Origin of the sequence: Kitasatospora sp. GP30 (assembly GCF_029892145.1) — a bacterium.
GTDB classification, from domain to species: Bacteria; Actinomycetota; Actinomycetes; order Streptomycetales; family Streptomycetaceae; genus Kitasatospora; species Kitasatospora acidiphila.
The window spans coordinates 146110-165246 of the sequence record NZ_JARZAH010000009.1 but is presented as its reverse complement, the minus strand read 5'-3'; the positions used below and the strand labels follow the sequence as shown (position 1 = coordinate 165246).

The following is a 19137-nucleotide window of genomic DNA, read 5'->3' as shown; positions in this document are numbered from 1 at the left end:
CGGGTCGACGCTCTGCTGGATGGCGCCGGCTAGATGTCGTCGGCGTCGACGATCCGGTAGGCGTACCCCTGCTCGGCCAGGAAGCGCTGCCGGTGCGCGGCGAAGTCCTGGTCCACGGTGTCCCGGGCCACCACCGAGTAGAAGTGCGCGGCATGGCCGTCCGCCTTGGGACGCAGCACCCGGCCGAGCCGCTGCGCCTCCTCCTGGCGGGAACCGAAGGTGCCGGAGACCTGGATCGCCACCGTCGCCTCCGGCAGGTCGATCGAGAAGTTCGCCACCTTGGAGACCACCAGCACGCTGATCTCCTTGCTGCGGAATGCCTCGAACAGCTTCTCCCGCTGGGCGTTGCTGGTCTCGCCCTTGATCACCGGCGCCTCCAGCACCTCGCCCAGCTCGTCCAGCTGGTCGATGTACTGGCCGATGATCAGCGTCTGGTCGCCCTGGTGCTTCTTGACCAGCGCCTCGACCACCCGGCGCTTGGTCGCGGTGGTCGAGCAGAACCGGTAGCGCTCCTCCGGCTCGGCGGTGGCGTAGGCCAGCCGCTCGGAGTCGCTCAGGGTGACCCGCACCTCGCAGCAGTCGGCCGGCGCGATGTAGCCCTGCGCCTCGATCTCCTTCCACGGCGCGTCGAACCGCTTGGGACCGATCAGGCTGAACACGTCGCCTTCCCGGCCGTCCTCGCGGACCAGCGTCGCGGTCAGGCCGAGCCGGCGGCGGGCCTGCAGGTCGGCGGTGAACTTGAAGACCGGCGCGGGCAGCAGGTGCACCTCGTCGTAGACCACCAGGCCCCAGTTGCGCGCGTCGAACAGTTCCAGGTGCGAGTAGACGCCCTTCCGCTTGGTCGTCATCACCTGGTAGGTGGCGATGGTGACCGGGCGGATCTCCTTCCTGGTGCCGCTGTACTCGCCGATCTCCTCCTCGGTCAGCGAGGTGCGCTTCACCAGCTCGTGCTTCCACTGGCGGGCCGACACCGTGTTGGTCACCAGGATCAGCGTGGTCGACTTGGCCTCGGCCATCGCGGCGGCGCCGACCAGCGTCTTGCCGGCGCCGCAGGGCAGCACCACCACACCGCTGCCGCCGTGCCAGAAGCCCTCCACCGCCTGCTGCTGGTACGGCCGCAGCTGCCAGCCGTTCTGCTCCAGCTCGATCGGGTGCGCCTCGCCGTCCACGTAGCCCGCGTGGTCCTCGGCCGGCCAGCCCAGCTTGAGCAGCACCTGCTTGATCTGCCCGCGCTCCGAGGGATGCACCACCACGGTGTCCGGCTCCACCCGGGCCCCGACCAGCGGCGCGATCTTCCTGGACTTGAGCACCTCTTCGAGGACCGGCCGGTCGGTGGTGGTCAGCACCAGCCCGTGCGCCGGGTGCTTCAGCAGCTGCAGCCGCCCGTACCGCGCCATGGTGTCGGCCACGTCCACCAGCAGCGCATGCGGCACCGGGTACCGCGAGTACGTCACCAGCGCGTCCACCACCTGCTCCGCGTCATGCCCCGCGGCCCGCGCGTTCCACAGCCCCAGCGGCGTCACCCGGTACGTGTGCACGTGCTCGGGCGCCCGCTCCAGCTCCGCGAACGGCGCGATCGCCCGCCGGCAGTCGGCGGCCTTGGGGTGGTCGATTTCAAGGAGCAGGGTCTTGTCGCTCTGGACGATCAGTGGCCCGTCGTTCACGTTGAGCAGTCCTCCATACGGTCAGGCGCAGACCCTCCAGTGTGGCGCATCGCGGTGGAAACCCGGAGTGCCCGGTCGGACGTTGGGCTCGGGGCTTACCGGTTGTCGGCGAAGACCACCTCGAACTCCTCCAGGCTCAGCAACCGGAACCCGCCGGCCCGGACGCCCTCGCCGCGGATGGCCGCTTGCGGTCCGCGTGAGCCCACCAGCGCTACCCGGTCCGCCCAGAGGGTGCCCACCATGGCCCGGCCGCGGGCACGGTCGACGAACACCGCCGACCCGATGTTCCCGGGGATCTCCTGGAACTTCGGCAGCGTCTGGTTGAACGTCCGGATCGCCTGGTCGACCTTGGCCGGGTCGAACTCCAGCCGGCCGATCCGGAGTCCGCTGCCGGCCGGCACATGGGCCCGCGCGACCGCCACCACCTCCCACACGTCGGTGGTGACGGTGGCCGCGAGCCCCTCCAGCAACTGGCCGCGGAGCTCCCGAAGTTGCTCGTCGCTGTTCCGCTCGGCCTCCTCGGTCTCCCACCAGCTGCCCATGGTGAGCTTCCCGAGCTCCCGGTCGGCAGACAGCCTGAAGCCCCGGTAGCCCGGTTGGTCGGCCAGCATCTTCGGGCTCTCGGCGGTGATCCTCTGGAGGGCCTGCTCGATCTTCGCGGGATCACCGGTGGCATAGGTCGTGCGTACGTACATGGCACTTCCCGTCGTCGCTTGCGGGTCTTCCTAGGTACGACGTTCCGCCGGTGGCGGGCAGGGCACAAGTGCTACCGGACCGTAGGCCCGGGTTTCATGCCTCGGCGAGCCAGACGTAGGCGGCGAAGCGACCGGTGGGGTTGGCGCGGCGGTGGGAGAAGAGGTCGGGGTCCTCGATGGTGCAGCGGGGGTCGCGGCGGATGTCGGTGAGGCCGGCGCGGGTGAGCTGCGCGGTGATGCCGGCGGGGAGGTCAAGGGCGGGGGTGCCCTGGCGGGTGGTGGCGAAGGTCTCGGGGACGGCGGCGGCGGCCTCGTCGCGCATCGCGGCCGGGACCTCGTAGCAGTGGCCGCAGGCGGCGGGGCCGATCAGGGCGGTCATCCGGGCCGGGTCGGCGCCGGCCTCGGCCATCGCGGTGAGCAGGTTGACGGCGACACCGGCCAGGGTGCCGGCTCGGCCGGAGTGGGCGGCGCCGACCACCCGGGCGACCGGGTCGGCGAGCAGCACGGCGGCGCAGTCGGCACCGAGCGAGGCCAGCGCCAGGCCCGGCTCGGTGGTCCAGATGCCGTCTACGGGCGGTGCGTCGGCGCCCCACGGGCGGTCCACCCGCGCCACGTCGGGGCTGTGCACCTGGCGCATCCAGACCACCCGGTCGGTGGCCAGACGGAGCCTCTCGGCGGTCAGTCGGCGGTTCCTCAGGACGTACTGGAAGTCGTCGGCGGTGGCGCCGCCGAGGTTGCGGCTGTCGAACGGCGGTTGGCTGACCCCGCCGTGGCGGTCGGTGACGGCGTACCGGATTCCGGGGGCGAGCTCCTGGACGATCATGCGCAGCACCCTAGCCGTCGGCCAGTTCGGCGACGCCGGTGATCCGGTGCAGCGCGAACGTCTGGATCTTCTCGGCGTGGTGGTCGAAGGCCGTGACGAAGCCGCCCTCCACCTTGACCGGGTCGATCACCCGCTGGGTGGCCAGGCCCTCGGCGTTGATGTAGCCGATCCACATCCGCTCGCCGAGCAGCACCGCGGTCTGCAGCGCGGCCAGGGTGTCGGCGGCCGCGGTGCGCGGGAGTTGGCGGGCGGCGGCGGGGCCGGGCACGGTCTCCCGGCGCTGGGCGGTGGCCGCGTGGTCGCCGGCCCGGATCGCCTTGACGGCGGCGCCGAGCAGCACCTCGTCCGGGGCGGTGGGCCCGTCGGCGACCGGCACCGGCGGGGTGCGCGGCGGGGTGCGGTGGGCATCCGGGCGGGTGATCACCAAGTCGCCCTCGGCCGACTCGGCGGCCGGTGCGTAGCCCATCGCGCGCAGCACCGAGAGCACGGTGTCGGGCGGCGCCTGGGCGGCCAGCACGGTCGGGGCGAGCAGCCGCAGCCGCAGCTCGGCGGCCCGGCGGTCGACCAGCACCTCGCCCAGCAGCGCCGGGTCGTCGCAGCGCAGGTAGGCCGAGGCGGCGCCGACCCGGAGCACGCCGTGCCGGCGGGCCACGTCGTCGATCAGATAGGCGAGCGGCTGCGGGACCGCGGTGCGGGAGTGCCGCTCCAGGAAGCCGTGCAGTTCGGCGGCGGTGCGGCCGGCGTCCAGCGCGCGGCGCACCGAGCCGGGAGTGAACCGGTAGACGGTGGCGCCGCCCTTGGACTCGATGTCGGCGCACAGCGCCAGCGCTTGGGCCAGCGGGGTGAGCAGCGGCCCGGGGGCGATCGCGGTCAGGTCGGGCTGCAGGATCACCTGGTCCAGCGGCTCGGGCAGCAGCGGGGTCAGCACCGGCACCGGGTCGTCGCCCGCCAGCAGGGCGCGCCCTGCGGAGCTGAGCGCGCCGCGGCCGGTGACGCCGAGCAGTTCGGCCTCGGCCAGCGTGAACTCGGTGAGCCGGGTGCGCAGATCGCGCCCGTCCGGGCCGGTGGCGCCGCCGCGCAGCGGGCGGTGCCAGCGCTGGACGGGGAGCAGCGCCTCGGCGCCCGCCGCGCCGCCCGGCGGCAGGGTGGCGAGCAGGCTGAGCACGGCGCGGCGGGTGGTGGGGGCGAGCACCCGGTCCAGCTCGGGGCCGAGCGGCGGGCGGGCCTTGCCCTTGCCGTCGACGCTGCCGACCAGCCCGGCCACCCGGGTGGCGGCCAGCCAACCGCCGACCAGCGCGGCCCAGCGCTCGGCGGTCGACTGCTGCAGCCACTGGTCGTACGCCGGGGTGGGGGCCCACACCTCGCCGGCCTCGCCGTCGGGGGCCAACAGCCCGGCGCCGTAGGCGAGTTCCAGCCAGAAGGCGGTCTCCGGCTCGGTGCGGTCCAGGGCGGCGGCGGTGCGCTTGAGGTCGCGCACGCCCAGGCCGCCGGCCCGCAGCACCGGCGGCGGCTGCAGGCCCCACACCTCCAGCAGCTCCTCGACGGTCTGCACGGCGGTGTGGGCCTGCCCGGCCGCCGCGTTGTCCACAGCCTGTGGATCCCGCTCGGCGCCCGGCAGCAGCGGCGGCGGTCCCGGCTCGACCAGCCGGTGGCTGCGCCCGCCGCGCAGATGCAGCGCCAGCTCGCGGGGGAGCACCACGGTGCCGGGGCCGGAGGGCAGCAGCAGGCCGCGGGCCAGCAGCCATTCGATCGGACTGCGGGCCTGCTCGGCGGTGACCGGCCGGGCCGCGTCCGGCACCGTGCCGGTGGGCGGGCCCCAGACCAGCTTCTCCAGCACCCCGAGGGCGGCCGGCGGGGCCTCGGCGAGCAGCGCGGCGCACCGCCTGCGGTCGGTGAGCAACTCGGTGAGCGCCGCGACGGCGGTCACCGGGTCGGGGGTGCCCGGCAGCCCGGCGCCCTGCACCAGCTCCTGCAGGCGGGCCGGCGACATCCCCAGGGTGGCCTCGGACAGGGTCGGGCCGAGCCCGGTGCCGCCCGGTGCGGTGGCGGTCGGCGCGAGCGCCTCGCGCACCGCGATCACCAGGCGCAGGGCGTTGTCCGGGCCCCAGACCAGGGCCCGCTCCCGCAGGGCGGCCAGCGCGCCGGGCAGCGCGGCGAGCACCGCCGAGCGGTCCACCGGCTCGGCGCCCGGGTGCGGCCTGACACCGCGGGCCGGGCCGGCCAGCAGATCGCGCAGCACGGTGCCGGGGGTGCCGTCCGGGGCGGCGGCCAGGGCCTCGGCGACCTGCAGGGTGAAGGCGTCCAGGCGCTCCAGCGCGCGCAGCGCGGAGGCCCGGCTGGAGAGCCGGGCGACCAGCTGGGTCAGGTCGGTGGGTACCGGGTTGAGCAGATCGGGGCGCAGCCGCAGCAGGGTGGCGAGCTCCTGGTCGGTGCCGGCGCGCAGCTCGTCGGCGAGGGTGCGGGCGCGGGACCGGCCCGGTCGTCCGTTCGGCTCGGTGGTCATCCGATCCAGAGTAGTCGCCGGTGCGGGGTGGCGGGGCGGGAGCACGGAGCCGGGCCGGATCCGACGGTCGGGGTGAGCGGGCGGCAGGAGGGGGCGGCGAAACGGCGGGTAGGCCTCGCATGGTCGGCGCTCAGTCGGTAGCGTCAGCGGACGGCGGGGCCTGGAGCGTGGAACGGGGTGGCGGGCGATGGCGGGTGAGCAGTCGGGCGGCGGGCCCGTTGGCGAGGCCTCGGGCGCGGGGTCGTCGGGGTTGACCGGGGGGCTCTCCGGCGGCGAGTGGTGGCAGCCGGACGCTCCGGGGCAGCCGCTCGGCGGCGCTGCGGGGGAGCAGGCCGACGACGGCGTCTACGTCGCCCGGCCCGAGGCGCCGGCGCGGCAGCGCGGGTCGGGGCCGGCGATCCCCGAGCGGCCGAGTGCCCCGCCGCCGTCCGGCGCGGGCCGGGCGTTCACGGCTGCGGACTTTCCGGGGTGGGACGCCGTCACCATCGACTTCCCCTTCGAGGACGAGCCCGAGGACGCCGGCGGGACCGCCGAGGGTGCGAAGCAGCTGATCCCGGGTCAGCGGACCGGCGCCGCCGCCGAGCCGGCCGCGGCCGAGGACGGTGCCGACCCGGACCCGGGGGCCGCCGTCCCCCCGGAGCGCCCCCTCCTGGCCGGACGCCGCCCGTCGCCGTTGCTGCTGCTGGCCGCCGCGGTGCTGGTCGGCGGGGCGGTGACCGGGTTGTTCCTGGTGCTGCTGATCGGCTGGGGGCTGGTCTACCTGTCCAAGGCGCTGCGGGACTTCACCAAGAAGTTCGCGGTCTTCGGCATCCCGCTGATCACCATGAGCACCTCGACGCTCTGGTACTGGGGCCGCACCCAGGGAAGCTGGGGCACGCCGCTGGCCTCGGGCTCGCCGATGACGCACGCGGCGATGCTGGCGGCCCCCGCCGTACTGCGGATCGCCGCAGTGGGCACCGCGCTGTTCGTCACGGCGATCACCATGCGGCGGCGCAAGGCATAACGCCCCGGGGTGCCCGCCCCCGCCGGGGCGCCCACCCCCGTCGTGGCGCCCACCCCCGTCGTGGCGCCCGCCCCCGTCGTGGTTCTCGTCCCCGCAGCGGCGAGCGTCCCCGCGGCGGCGCCTATTCGCGCAGTGCCGTCGTGTAGCGCACCGCCGTTCGCCGTCGTAGGCCGCCGTCGGGGGCGGCCAGGCGGGACAGCTCGGTCAGTACGGCCTGGCGGGCCTCGTCCAGGCGCGCGGCCGGGATCGCCTCCAGGGCCGCCCGCCAGCCGCCGGCCCGCTGGGCCTGCCACCAGGCGTCGGCGCTCGGGTAGTGGGTCACCGCCGGGTGCTCGTGGCTGCGGACGTCCGTGAAGCCGGCCCGGTGCAGCAGGTCGGCCGCCTCCTCGGGGCTGCGGCCCAGCGCGTTGTAGCGGGCCGCCCTGCTCTGCCGCAGCCGGGCCATGCGCGGCGGCAGGAACGCGTTGAGGGCCGCGCCGGGCCGCTCCCATCCCGGTTCGTCCGCGCCGAACGCGGTGAAGCCGAACCGCCCGCCCGGCACCAGCACCCGGTGCAGCGAGCTCAGCGCCGCCACCGGGTCCGGCGTGAAGATCACCGCGAACGAGGAGAGCGCCGCCTCGAAGGAGCGGTCCGGGAAGCCCAGCGCCTCCGCGTCGTCCACCCGGACCCGGACGTTGCGCAGCCCCCGCCCGGCGGCCTGCGCGGCGGTCGCCCGCACCATGCCGTCGGCCAGGTCGACACCGACCACGTAACCGTCCGGCCCGACCTCGCCGAGCGCGGCGAACAGCACCGCGCCCCGCCCGCACCCGACGTCCAGCACCCGGTCGCCGGCGCGCAGCCCGGCCAGCCGCGCCAGCCGGGCGCCGATCGGATTGAAGAAGCCGCCGTTGGCCGCGTCGTACTCCTCGGCGGCGAGCGAGAAGCCGTGGGCCAGGGCCTGCTTGCGGCGGTGCGCCGCGACTGCCGGATCGGTGGGTGACTCGCCTCGGAACTGAGTGTCCGTCATATGGCCAATGGTGGTCCCGCTGTGGCGTTCGTCACAAGGGTCGGGCGTCAGGCGCCCAGCATCGTCTGCAGCTGACCGAGCACCAGGTTCGCGCCGGTGTAGCCGATCCCCTCGAACCAGAGCCGGTCGTCGACCCGGAACACCCGGTGCGCCTTGACCGCGCCGAGCGCCTGCCAGGCGGGGGAGGCGAGCACCGCGGCGGCCTGGGCGGCGCCGCGGGCGCCGTGCGTCGCGTAGATCAGGAGGTCGCCGTCGGCCCCGGCGAGCTGGTCCGGGGCGACCTCGACGTCGAACCGGTCGACGTTCTGTGCGTCCGGCCGGTCGAGCGGCAGGTCGGCGAGCAGGGTGCCGAGGAAGTTCTGCCGGCCGTAGAGCCGGATCCGGCCGTCCTCGACGAACCGGACCACGCTGATCCGCCGCCCGCCCGCGCCGGCGCCGCCGATCGCCCGCCCGGTCTGGGCGAGCTGGGTGCGGTTCGCGGCGACCACCGCGTCCGCCGCGCTCTGGCGGCCCAGCGCCCGGGCGTGCAGCAGGAAGTTCTCCCGCCACGGGTAGCCGGTGGTGGCGGTGAGCACGGTGGGGGCGATGGCGCGCAGCGCGTCGTAGCGGGCGCCGTCCCGGGTCTGGTTGCCCAGGATCAGCTGCGGGCGCAGCTCGCGGATCCGGTCCAGGTCCGGGTCGCCCACGATGCCGACGGCGGCCGTCTTCGCCAGCCGGCCCGCGTCCCAGTAGCCGCCGGGGTCGGGGTCGGCCGCGACCCGGCAGGCGCCCGCCGGCGTGATCCCCAGGGTCATCGCGGAGTCCAGCTCGGCGGTGTCCAGCACCACCACCCGCAGCGGTTCGCCGGGAACCGCGACGAGGCCGGTGGCGGCGGTCACCGTGGTGCTGGGCTGCGGCGCCGGGATCTCCGGCAGCGGGGCCCGGCCGCCGGGCGACCGGTCGCAGCCGCCGAGCAGCGGCGCCAGGGCCGCCCCGAGCAGGCCGCGGCGGGAGAGGTGACGGTGCATCAGGGCAGTATGTCCGGTTCGTCCACCGAAATCCGGTGGCACGCCCGCTTAGGGTTGGGGCATGTCTGCGTTCACCGTCGGTTTCGACCTCGACATGACCCTGCTGGACACCCGGCCCGGGATCGCCGCCACCCACCGGGTGCTCTCGGCCGAGACCGGCGTCTTCATCGACGCCGATCTGGTGGTCACCCGGCTCGGCCCGCCGCTCGCCGTGGAGCTGGCCCACTGGTTCCCGGCCGAGCAGGTCGAGGCGGCGGTCGACCGCTACCGCGAGCTCTACCGGGAGCACGCCTTCGAGTCCACCGTGCCGCTGCCCGGCGCGCTGGCGGCGGTCCAGGCGGTGCGCGGGGCGGGCGGCCGGGTCGCGGTGATCACCGGCAAGTACGAGCCGAACGCCAAGCTGCACCTGGAGCACGCCGGCATCGAACACGACGCGCTGGTCGGCGACCTGTGGGCGGAGACCAAGGGCGCGGCGCTGCGCGAGCTGGGCGCCCAGGTCTACGTCGGCGACCACCTGGGCGACATCGTCGGAGCCCGCGCCGGCGGCGCGCTGGCGGTCGGGGTGGCCACCGGCCCGTACGGCGCCGAGCAGCTGGCCGAGGCCGGCGCCGACGTGGTGCTGGCCGACCTGACCGAGTTCCCCGCCTGGCTGGCCGGCTACCGCGCGGCCGCGCCCGCGCCGGTGGACTGAGCGGCAGCCTGCTCGGCGGCGTCGGCCCGGCGCCGCTGCGCCCGGGCCGAGCCGAACAGGCCGACCAGTGCCAGCAGGAAGCCCAGCGGCATCAGCATGCTGGCGAAGTAGGCGGGGGTGGGCAGCGGGGTGAGGTGGAAGAACAGCGGAATGAAGGTCACCACCGTGGCCATTGCCCCCACGATGAAGACCACCGCTCCGACCTTGACCAGGCGCTCGCCGGACTCCCGCACCGCTGACTCCTTCTCGGCCGATGTGCGCACCACCTCCGCCGATGTGCGCACGACGCCCCAGTCTCCCATGCGCTCCGGAAATCTCCCTGCCGTCGGGTTTACGAACGACTAAACTGACCGCCCGTCACCTGCGCGGATGCTCACGCCGTCACTGGCTGCGGTTCGCCGGGGACAGGGAGTTTCGAACTCCCTGTGACGGGGGTATGCAGGTGTCGCACGGGGTCAACCCGATCCCGCATTCCAGTCAGGGGGTGTGCCATGACGACCGCCGAACGGCTGTCGCCCGGCCGTGCCGTGCCCTGGCCGGCCCGCCACGGCAGACTCCAGCGGAAACCCTGGGCCGTGTGCGAGTGAAACCCCCGACTGCTCGTCCGCCCAAGCGCTGACGGCCTGCCGCGCACCGGTCCCGCCGCCCACGCGGCCGATCCGGTCCGCCCCCACTTTCCCCCAAGGCCCCTGACGACGACGCCTAGGCGCCTTCACACACACGAGGACATTCGAGATGCCCACCGGCCAGGTCAAATGGTTCAACGAGACGAAGGGTTTCGGCTTCCTGTCGCGGGACGACGGTGAGGACGTCTTCGTCCACAGCAAGGCGCTGCCCGCCGGAGTGAGCAGCCTCAAGCCGGGGCAGCGGGTGGAGTTCGGCGTGGTCGCGGGGCACCGTGGCGAGCAGGCGATGGGGGTCACCTTGCTCGACGCACTGCCTTCGGTGGCCGCGGCCCAGCGCCGCAGCGCCGACGACATGGCACCGATCGTGCAGGACCTGATCACCATGCTGGACGCCGTCCTGCCGGGCCTGCAGCACGGCCGCTACCCGGCCAAGGCGACCGGCCAGAAGCTGGCCCAGGCGCTGCGCGCGGTCGCCGACCAGTTCGACATCTGACGGCCGGCAGCGCCGTGCCGGGCGCGCCGGCCTCCTACGGGAAGGCCAGCGCGTCCGGCGCCACCGCCGGCACCAGGCCCTGCGCCGCCGCCCGGTCGAGCAGTCCGCGCACCGCCGCGTAGCCGTCCTCGCCCAGCTCGGCGGTGAACTCGTTCACATAGAGCCCGATGTGCTGGTCCGCCACCTCGGGGTCCATCTCCTGGGCGTGCGCCATGACGTACTCCCGGGAGGCCGCCGGATCGTCCCAGGCGGCCCGCACCGAGGCGGAGATCGCGGCGGCCAGCTCGCGCAGCCGGGCCGCGCCCAGCGAGCGCTTGGCGATGATCGCACCCAGCGGGATCGGCAGCCCGGTCGCCGCCTCCCAGGCCTCGCCCATGTCGGCCAGCTTGACCAGCCCGTAGTTCTGGTACGTGAACCGCGCCTCGTGGATCACCAGCCCGGCATCCACCCGGCCGTCCCGCACCGCCGGCATGATCTCGTGGAACGGCAGCACCACGATCTCGCCCAGCCCGCCCGGTACCGCCTCGGCGGCCCACAGCCGGAACAGCAGGTAGGCGGTGGACCGCTCGCTGGGCACCGCCACGGTCTTGCCGGTCAGGTCGCCGGCCGTCTCCGGGCGCGTGAGCACCAGCGGCCCGCAGCCGCGCCCCAGCGCGCCGCCGCAGGGCAGCAGCGCGTACTCGTCCAGCAGCCAGGGCAGCGCCGCGTAGCTGACCTTGAGCAGGTCCAGCCCGCCGCGCTCGGCCAGGCCGTTGGTCACGTCGATGTCGGCGAACAGCACCTCGGGCGCCTCGGCGCCGGGCAGCAGGCCGTGCGTCCAGGCGTGGAACACGAAGGTGTCGTTGGGGCAGGGCGAGTACGCGATCCGCAGCGGCTCAGCCATGTCGGGCCTCCTCGAACGTCAGGTGAGCAGGGAGTCGTAGGGCAGGCGCGCGAAGGCCCGTTCCAGGGCGCCCAGCGCCTCGCCGATCCGCCAGGCGGCCCGGTCCCGGGGGCCGACGGCGTTGGAGACGGTGCGCAGCTCCAGGGCCGGCACACCGCGCCGGGCGGCGGCCTCGGCCACCCCGAAGCCCTCCATCGCCTCGGCCACCGCGCCCGGGTGGCGGCGGGTCAGCTCGGCGGCCCGCTCGGCGCTGCCGGTGACGGTCGACACGGTGAGCACCGGCCCGGCGGCGGCGCCGAGCGCTTGCGCGACCCGCGCGACGGCGGTCGGCGGCGGGATGTGCGCGACGGTGCCGAAACCGAGGGCGGCCACGTCCTGGAAGCCGTCCGGGGTCTGCGCGCCCAGGTCGGCCGCGACGATCCGGTCCGCGACCACGGTGGCGCCGATCGGCGCGGCGGGCGCGAAACCGCCCGCGATGCCGGCCGAGACCACCAGCGGGTGCGGCTCGGCGGCCAGTGCGAAGGCGGTGGTCGCGGCGGCGGCGGCCGGGCCGACCCCGGCGGTCACCACGGTCACCCGGCCGGCGGGCGCGCCGCGCAGCACCGCCTCGGCCTCGGCGTCCACCGCGACGACGACGAGCAGCCGACCCCGGCTCGAAGGCACGGGGGTCGGCTGCCCGTCAGCGGGGTGCGGCAGGGTCACTGGCCCTGCGGGGCGTCCTGCGGCTGCGCGGAGCCGACCGGGGCCGCGTTGTTCTCCAGGTTGACGAACCAGACGGCGATGTAGTTCGGCTTGCCCGAGTTCGCGGTCTTGGGGTCGTACTCGACGATGGTCAGGCTGGTGTCCCGCACCTGGGTCAGCACGTTGGTCGCCGGGACCAGCCCCGAGAAGGTGTTGTCCTTCTGGTAGCGCGCGAGCGCGACGTTGCCCTGGCCGCCGCCGTTGGTGTAGGCGCTCCAGCCGTTCTTGGCGCTGTCCACGTCGATGCCGACGCCGATCCGGTCGACGCTCGTGATGCTCAGCGACTTGAACTTGGTCGGGTCGTTGGAGAGCGCCGCGCAGGCCGTGTTGGTGGCGTCGTCGAACGGCTTGCCACCGTTGTAGCAGGACGGCTCGAAGCGGGTGGAGTCGCGGCCGATGGTGACGGTCGCCTGGGTGGACAGCGGCTCGGTCTGGCCGGAGGCGTACGCGATGGACCCGCCGAGCGTGCCGGCGCCGATCACGACCACGGCGCCGAGGGCGGCGATGACACGGGTGTCGAGGCTCATGGACGAAGGCTATCCAACTCCGCCACTCACGCGACGCGGGGGTGCGGTGCGCCGCGGCGTGCCCCCAGCCGGATCAGGCTCACCACCGTCCACACCAGTGCCACCGCGAGCACCCCGGCGGCCACCGAAAGCCCCAGCGTGCCGTCCAGCGGCAGCAGGATCCCGACCGTGCCACCGACCACCCAGCACAGCTGCATCAGGGTCTCCGAACGGGCGAAGGTCGAGGTGCGGACCGCCTCCGGCACGTCCCGCTGGATCAGCGAGTCCAGCGCCAGCTTGGCCAGCGAGGCGGCGATGCCCGCCACCGCGGCCACCAGCATCACCGTCCCCAGGCCGTACCAGAGCGTGCTGGCCACCGCGGCGGCGGTGGCCAGCGCCAGCATCGTGGTGATGATCGCCTCCGAGCCGCGGGTGCGCAGCCAGGAGCCGAACACCGAGCCGAGCGCGTTGCCGCCGCCGGCCGCCACCGCCAGCAGGCCCAGCGACTGCGTCGGCGTCAGCCCGCCGACGGGGGCGACCCGCAGCAGGAAGGCCAGGAAGAGGGTGAGGAAGCCGGCCAGCCAGCGCAGCGCGGCCACCGCGCGCAGCCCGAGGACCACCGCGGGGCCGACCGTGCGCAGGCGGCCCGTGGGCCGGTCGGCCGCCGGCTGCGGCTGCTCGTCGGTGGCCGCCGGGTCGGGCTCGGCGTGCAGCACCGCGCGCTGCTCGCCCTTGGCCGAGTCCACCTGGTGCGGCAGGTGGAAGGCCATCAGGACGCCGATCAGGAAGACCACGAAGGCGCCCCGCAGCGGCCAGCCGGGGCCGATCAGATGCAGCAGCCCGCCCACCCCGGCGGCCAGCCCGGTGGCCAGCAGCCCGGCCAGGGTCACCCGGGAGTTGGCCTTGACCAGCGTCACCCCGGCCGGCTTCAGCCTCGGCACCACCACGCTGCGCACCACGCCGTACGCCTTGGACGCGACCAGGCAGCCCAGCGCCGCCGGATAGAGCGCCAGGCTGCCGCTCACCACCGCGCCGGCCATGGACCACGCCAGGATGGCCCGGACCAGCATCGACGTCGCCATCGCGGCCCGCCGGCCGTGCGGCACCCGGTCGAGCAGCGGGCCGATCACGGGGGCCAGCACCGCGAACGGCGCCATGGTGACCAGCAGGTAGAGCGCCACCCGGCCGCGGGCCTGGTCGGTGGGCACCGAGAAGAAGATGGTGGAGGCCAGTGCGATGGTGATCAGCATGTCGCCGAAGGAGTTCAGCGCGTGCAGCTCGATCAGGCTCGACAGGCCGGACTCCCCGGCGCCCTGGGCCGAGGTGGCCCTGCGGATCCGGCGCCCGGTGCCCTGCACCACTCTGCCGGTGCCGATCCCGGCCGCGGAGGCGCCGCGGAGCAGCAGATTGCGCCGTGGCGTGGTGTCCACGGGAGCCGTTTCGGGCCCCTCGGGTTCCTTGGGTTCCGCGGGTTCTTTGGGCTCCGACGACTCGAAAGGCTCCGACGGCCCTGTCAGCTCCTCGGAAGGCCCTGCGGCTGCTTCGCGCAGCCCCGCGTCGGCCGCCGACCGCGGACCGTCCTCCGCGGCGGGGACCGCCGACTGCCGCCCCGGCACACCGCCCGCCTGAGCCGCCGTTCGGTCGGCCAGCCGCGGATCCTCAGGGTCCGCACCGCTCGACCCGGCCGCGGACCGGGCGCGCTGCGACGGGTTCTCGTCCGTCACACCGCCATCCTGCCTGACAAACCGGACAGGTGCGGGGCATTGGCCCCGCGCGGCGCGGCCCGGTCGGCGCGGCGCTCGCCGGTCCCGGCTCGCCGGGCTGTCGCCGAGACCTTCTTGACGGGTAGCCTGCTGTCCGCGTGCCGCTGCGCCGGAGCGTGCGCGTCCGCCTCGGCCGGAGCCGACGGCGGCGCGGCCGGTCCCCGCAGGGCTCCGGGTCACGCAGAATAGGGCGGTGAGCTGGTTCTGACCGGCCGGTGACCGTGACCGACCCGGTGGCCCCGGACGGTTCGGAACGGCCCGGGCGAGTGACCGGGCGACTAGGCTGCAGGTAAGAAGACTGGAGAGAACCGACGCCGTGAGTGCTGCGATGCGAAGCCGTACCCCAGACCGGCTCTGTGCCGAGGCCGTCGAGCTCGCCAGGCAGGCAGCGGTCGAGTCGGTCGGCGCCGAGGCCGTCGGCGAGCACCTGGTGGCTCGCGCCGAGGCCGAGCGGGTGGTCACCCACACCTTCGAATGCCTGGACCCGGCCTACCGCGGCTGGCACTGGGCGGTGACCGTGGCCCGCGCGCCGCGCGCCAAGGTGGTCACCCTCGACGAGGTCGTGATGCTGCCCGGCCCGGACGCGGTGCTGGCCCCCGAGTGGGTGCCGTGGAGCGAGCGGCTGCGCCCGGGCGACATGGGCCCCGGCGACCTGCTGCCGACCGACGCCGACGACCTGCGCCTGGAGCCCGGCTGGACCGGCGAGGACGAGCCGGGCGCCGCCGGCGCCGAGCTCTTCGACCGCGAGGACGACCTCGTGGTGAGCGACCCGCACGTGCAGCCGGCTCCGGCCCGCGCCGAGATCGGCGCGGTCGCCGACGAGCTCGGCATGAGCCGCCCCCGGGTGCTCTCCCGGCTCGGCCTGCACCTGGCCGCGGACCGCTGGGAGAAGACCCACGGCCCGCAGACCCCGATGGCCCAGTCGGCCCCGGCCACCTGCACCAGCTGCGGCTTCCTGATCCCGATCGGCGGCTCGCTGGGCCAGGCGTTCGGCATCTGCGGAAACGAGTTCGGCCCGGCCGACGGCCAGATCGTCTCGCTCGCCTACGGCTGCGGCGGCCACTCCGAGGCCGCGGTGCTGCCGGCTCCGCCGGTGCCGGCCGAGCTGATCCTGGACGAGACCGTCGTCGAGCCGCTGCACCTGCACCCCGACCGGGCCGGCGGCTCGGTCGAGCCCGACGCTCCGGCCGAGGAGCTCGGCCACTCCTGATCGGCGCCCGATCCGCCCGGGTCCACGCCGATGGGCCCGGGCGCAGTCTGTCGGTGAAACGCGAGACAATGCCCCCCGTAGCAGTGTCCGGTGTGACAGACGGGGAAGGCGGCGGGTCCAGTGGAGCCTCGCATCATCGGTGGCGGCAGTGACGAGCAGATCGGCGACCGGTTCGGTACGGCCGAGTTGCGGCGTCGGGTGCTGGACGCCTGGACGGCCTCCCCGGCCCGGTTCCGGGAGGACGCCAACGCCGAGGAGGAGCTGGCCCTCGGCGGCTACCGGGACCGCCTGATCATCGAGTTGGCGCAGAACGCCGCCGACGCCGCCGCCCGGGCCGGCCGCGGCCCCGGCCGGCTGCGGCTGGCGCTGCGCGACGGGGTGCTGGCCGCCGCCAACACCGGTGCCCCGCTGGACGCCGTCGCCATCGAGTCGCTGGCCACCCTGCGGGCCTCCTCCAAGCGCTCCGACGCCACCATGACGGTGGGTCGGTTCGGTGTCGGCTTCGCCGCCGTGGTCGCCGTCAGCGACGAGCCGGCCATCGTCGGCCAGGCCGGCGGCGTGCGCTGGTCGCTCGCCGAGGCCCGCGAGCTGATTGCCGGTCAGGCCGCCCAACAGCCCGAGCTGGCCGAGGAGTTGCGCCGCCGCGAAGGCCATCTCCCGTTGCTGCGGCTACCGTTCGCGGCCTCGGGCGAGCCGCCGGTCGGCTATGACACGGTGGTGCTGCTGCCGCTGCGCGACGGTGCGGCCGAGGATCTCGCCCGCACCCTGCTGGACGGCATCGACGACGCGCTGCTGCTCACCCTGCCGGGCCTCGGCGAGGTGGTGGTGGAGACCCCGGACGGCACCGTGCGCACCCTCACCCGGGCCGCCGCCGAGCGCTCCGAGAGCGGGCTGTCCGAGGTCGTCATCACCGACCGGACCGGCGAGGCCGGCGGGATCGAGCAGGGGGGCGAGGAGTCCCGCTGGCAGACCGTCACCGCCACCGGCGCGCTCGACCCGGAGCTGCTGGCGGACCGTCCGGTGGAGGAGCGGTCCCGCCCGTACTGGACCGTCACCTGGGCCGTCCCGGTCGCCGCCGACGGCACCCCCGAGCCGGTCCCGGTCACGCCGGTGCTGCACGCGCCCACCCCGAGCGAGGAGCCGCTGGGCATCCCCGCGCTGCTGATCGCCTCCTACCCGCTGGACTCCACCCGCCGGCACGTCGCCCCCGGCCCGCTGACCGACTTCCTCACCGAGCGGGCCGCCGACGCCTACGCCGAGCTGCTCCGGGCCCGCGGCGCCGACCTCGGCTCGCTCTCCCTGGTGCCGGGCCCGCTCGGCCAGGGCGCGCTGGACAACGCGCTGCGCACCGGCGTGCTGGCCCGGCTGCCGCGGACCCCGTTCCTGCCGCACCCGGCCGCCGTCGACCCGGACGCCGTCGACGAGGGCGCCCCGGCGTTGCGCCCCGTTGACGCCACCCTGCTGGAGGGCGCCGACCGCTCGGTGGTCGAGGCGCTGGCGCCGATCTTCCCCGGCCTGCTGCCGGCCGGCCTGGAGCGCCGCCCGGAGCTGCGCGCGCTCCAGGTGCGCCGGGTGCCGCTGGCCGAGGTCGTCGACCAACTCGGCGGCCTGGAGCGGGAACCGGCCTGGTGGCGCAGCCTGTACGGGGCGCTGGCCGGCGCCGACCCGGAGGCGCTGGGCGCGCTGCCGGTGCCGCTGGCCACCGGGAGGATGCTGACCGGGCCGCGCCGGGTGCTGCTGCCCTCGGACGACGCCGACTGGGCCGGCTTCCCCGACTATCCGCAGTCGCTGGCCGAGGCGCTGGAGCTGTTCGACCTGCGGCTGGCCCACCCGGAGGCGGCGCACCCGCTGCTGGCCAAGCTGGGCGCCACCACCGCCACCCCCGCCGGGATCCTGGCCACCCCCGAGCTGCGGGCCGCCGTGGTCCGTTCGCTGGACGTCGGCGAGGAGGACTTCGACGGCGCCGTGGACCTGGCGGACGCGGTGCTCGGCCTGGTCAAGGCGGCCGGCACCCAGCCCGGCGAGCACCCCTGGCTGGCCCGGCTGGCGCTGCCGGACGACGAGGGCGAGCTCGCCCGGGCCGGTGAACTCCTGCTGCCGGACAGCCCGTTCGCCCAGCTGGCCCGGCCCGACGACGCCCCGTTCGTGGACGAGGACCTGCTGGACCGCTGGGGCCCCGAGGTGCTGGCGGCGGTCGGGGTGCTCGCCGACTTCGTGCTGGTCCGCGCCGAGGACGCGGTGCTCGACCCGGACGACCTGGAGCGGCTCGACCCGACCGCGCCCGCCGACCGCGCCGTGGGCGGCCGGCCGACCGGGCTGCTGGACGAGGCGCCGGACGGGCTCGCCGACTGGTGCGAGGAGGTGGTCGAGGCGCTGCACGAGGACCAGGCCGAGCTGGGGGTGCCGCCGGTGGCCGGGGAGTTGCTGGTGGTGCGGGACCTGGACCTGGTGGACGATCAGGCCTGGCCCGAGGCGCTGGCCCTGCTGGCCCGGCCGCCCTACCGGGACGCGGTGGTGGCGCCGGTGCGGGCGCTGCTGCCGGACGGGCGGTACGCCGACCTGCCGCCGTACACCGCCTGGTGGCTGCGCGACCACCCGGTGCTGGACGGGCGGGAGCCGGCCGGGCTGCGCGCGGCCGGAGCCGACTGGCTGCTCCGCGGCCTCTACGACGAGGCCCGCACCACGCTGGACCCGGAGTTCCTGCACGCCCTCGGAGTGCGCACCACGCTGGCGTCGCTGCTCGCCGAGCCACACGGCTCGGAGGAGCTGCTCGACCGGCTCACCGACCCGGACGGTGAGGTGACGCATCGCCAACTGCACGGCATCTACTCGTCGTTGGGTCGCGTCGAGGCCTTCGATGCGGAGCCGTTGGAGGTGGTGCGGGCGCTGCCGCCGCTGGATCCGGAGACCGGGCGCCGCCCGGCGCACACCGTGGTGGTGGACGCCACCGAGGCGGTGGTGGCCGACGCCCCCGACCTGGTGGCGCTGCTCCACCCGTACCCCCTGGTGCCGGTGGCGCCCGCGCTGGCGCCGGTGCTGGCCGAGCGGCTGCACGTCTCGCTGGCCAGCGAGATCGCCGGCGGCCGGGTGCTCTCGGAGGGCACCCTGCACCGGGTGTCGCCGTTCGTCCGGGAGTTGCTGCCCGGCTGCCCGGCGGCCTACGAGGAGCACGAGGAGCTGCTGGTGGTCGGCCCGGACGGCTCGGAGGCGGCCGTCGACTGGCGCTGGGACGCGGCGGCGCCCAGCCCGGAGCTGCCGTACGACCCGGAGGACCCCGAGGCGGAGCAGGACGGCGAGTTCGAGGTGCCGCCGGTGCCCGGCCTGCTGCACGCCGCCACCCCCGAGGGCCTGGCGGCCGGTCTGGCCTGGTCGGTGGGGCAGTGGCATCGCCGCTTCGAGGTGCTGGCCGCGCTCACCGAGCCGGACCGCGCCTATGAGCTCTCGGCGGCCCGCGACTTCGAGGGGTGACGCAGATCCCCGAGGGGTGGCGCAGATCCCGGAGGGGTGAACCGAACGGGTCGAA

16 protein-coding genes are annotated in these 19137 nt (G+C 75.3%); 5 read left to right on the top strand and 11 right to left on the bottom strand.

All coding sequences use genetic code 11. From position 1 onward, the window contains the following. Positions 1 to 29 precede the first annotated feature (29 nt). The 4 genes from P3T35_RS16645 to P3T35_RS16630 all read right to left on the bottom strand — a co-directional run bounded on the left by P3T35_RS16645 (position 30) and on the right by P3T35_RS16630 (position 5685). Positions 30 to 1664, bottom strand: a complete 1635-nt coding sequence (locus P3T35_RS16645) for a DNA repair helicase XPB (RefSeq protein ID WP_101381757.1) — start codon at positions 1662 to 1664, stop codon at positions 30 to 32. Between the two features lie 95 nt (positions 1665 to 1759). Then, positions 1760 to 2359 carry an antibiotic biosynthesis monooxygenase gene (locus P3T35_RS16640; RefSeq protein WP_101381758.1) on the bottom strand — a complete coding sequence of 200 codons (600 nt, stop codon included), beginning with the start codon at positions 2357 to 2359 and terminating at the stop codon, positions 1760 to 1762. A gap of 94 nt (positions 2360 to 2453) precedes the next feature. Further along, positions 2454 to 3182 carry a peptidoglycan editing factor PgeF gene (pgeF, locus tag P3T35_RS16635; RefSeq protein ID WP_101385196.1) on the bottom strand — a complete coding sequence of 243 codons (729 nt, stop codon included), beginning with the start codon at positions 3180 to 3182 and terminating at the stop codon, positions 2454 to 2456. A gap of 10 nt (positions 3183 to 3192) precedes the next feature. Beyond that, on the bottom strand, positions 3193 to 5685 hold the full coding sequence (locus P3T35_RS16630) for a helicase-associated domain-containing protein (protein ID WP_101381759.1): 2493 nt from the start codon (positions 5683 to 5685) through the stop codon (positions 3193 to 3195). A gap of 187 nt (positions 5686 to 5872) precedes the next feature. Between P3T35_RS16630 and P3T35_RS16625 the strand changes: the two genes are divergently transcribed. Beyond that, positions 5873 to 6688 (top strand): hypothetical protein, encoded by an 816-nt coding sequence (locus tag P3T35_RS16625; RefSeq protein WP_101381760.1) that lies wholly within the window; start codon positions 5873 to 5875, stop codon positions 6686 to 6688. Positions 6689 to 6809: 121 nt separating this feature from the next. On the opposite strand, the gene P3T35_RS16620 is transcribed toward P3T35_RS16625, so the two are convergent. Next, positions 6810 to 7694, bottom strand: a complete 885-nt coding sequence (locus P3T35_RS16620; RefSeq protein WP_101381761.1) for a methyltransferase domain-containing protein — start codon at positions 7692 to 7694, stop codon at positions 6810 to 6812. Between the two features lie 47 nt (positions 7695 to 7741). Further along, positions 7742 to 8701 carry an ABC transporter substrate-binding protein gene (locus P3T35_RS16615; protein ID WP_101381762.1) on the bottom strand — a complete coding sequence of 320 codons (960 nt, stop codon included), beginning with the start codon at positions 8699 to 8701 and terminating at the stop codon, positions 7742 to 7744. Positions 8702 to 8762: 61 nt separating this feature from the next. Here P3T35_RS16615 and P3T35_RS16610 point away from each other — a divergent pair, with 61 nt between their 5' ends. Next, entirely contained in the window at positions 8763 to 9392 is a 630-nt protein-coding gene (locus P3T35_RS16610) for an HAD family hydrolase (protein WP_101381763.1), read from the top strand. Here P3T35_RS16610 and P3T35_RS16605 read toward each other — a convergent pair. Further along, on the bottom strand, positions 9359 to 9676 hold the full coding sequence (locus P3T35_RS16605; protein ID WP_348533416.1) for a hypothetical protein: 318 nt from the start codon (positions 9674 to 9676) through the stop codon (positions 9359 to 9361). The two genes, P3T35_RS16610 and P3T35_RS16605, sit on opposite strands and share 34 nt — an antisense overlap. Before the next feature lie 451 nt (positions 9677 to 10127). Here P3T35_RS16605 and P3T35_RS16600 point away from each other — a divergent pair, with 451 nt between their 5' ends. Further along, a complete protein-coding gene (locus P3T35_RS16600; protein ID WP_101381764.1) occupies positions 10128 to 10511 on the top strand; it encodes a cold-shock protein in 384 nt (127 codons plus the stop codon). A gap of 34 nt (positions 10512 to 10545) precedes the next feature. On the opposite strand, the gene P3T35_RS16595 is transcribed toward P3T35_RS16600, so the two are convergent. From P3T35_RS16595 to P3T35_RS16580, 4 genes are read right to left on the bottom strand one after another with little or no spacing between them, the layout of a single operon-like run. Further along, complete coding sequence (locus P3T35_RS16595; protein WP_101381765.1) at positions 10546 to 11394, bottom strand: 1,4-dihydroxy-6-naphthoate synthase; 849 nt, start codon at positions 11392 to 11394, stop codon at positions 10546 to 10548. 18 nt (positions 11395 to 11412) lie between these two features. Beyond that, positions 11413 to 12057, bottom strand: a complete 645-nt coding sequence (locus P3T35_RS16590) for a futalosine hydrolase (protein WP_280706475.1) — start codon at positions 12055 to 12057, stop codon at positions 11413 to 11415. A gap of 35 nt (positions 12058 to 12092) precedes the next feature. Next, a complete protein-coding gene (locus P3T35_RS16585; protein WP_101381766.1) occupies positions 12093 to 12662 on the bottom strand; it encodes a hypothetical protein in 570 nt (189 codons plus the stop codon). A 26-nt stretch (positions 12663 to 12688) separates the two neighbouring features. Then, the gene (locus tag P3T35_RS16580) at positions 12689 to 14002 is read right to left on the bottom strand and encodes an MFS transporter (protein ID WP_280706552.1); all 1314 of its coding nucleotides are present in this window, start codon (positions 14000 to 14002) and stop codon (positions 12689 to 12691) included. A gap of 730 nt (positions 14003 to 14732) precedes the next feature. Between P3T35_RS16580 and P3T35_RS16575 the strand changes: the two genes are divergently transcribed. Further along, positions 14733 to 15614 (top strand): DUF3027 domain-containing protein, encoded by an 882-nt coding sequence (locus tag P3T35_RS16575; RefSeq protein WP_101381767.1) that lies wholly within the window; start codon positions 14733 to 14735, stop codon positions 15612 to 15614. Between the two features lie 120 nt (positions 15615 to 15734). Then, complete coding sequence (locus tag P3T35_RS16570; RefSeq protein WP_101381768.1) at positions 15735 to 19082, top strand: molecular chaperone Hsp90; 3348 nt, start codon at positions 15735 to 15737, stop codon at positions 19080 to 19082. Positions 19083 to 19137 lie beyond the last annotated feature (55 nt).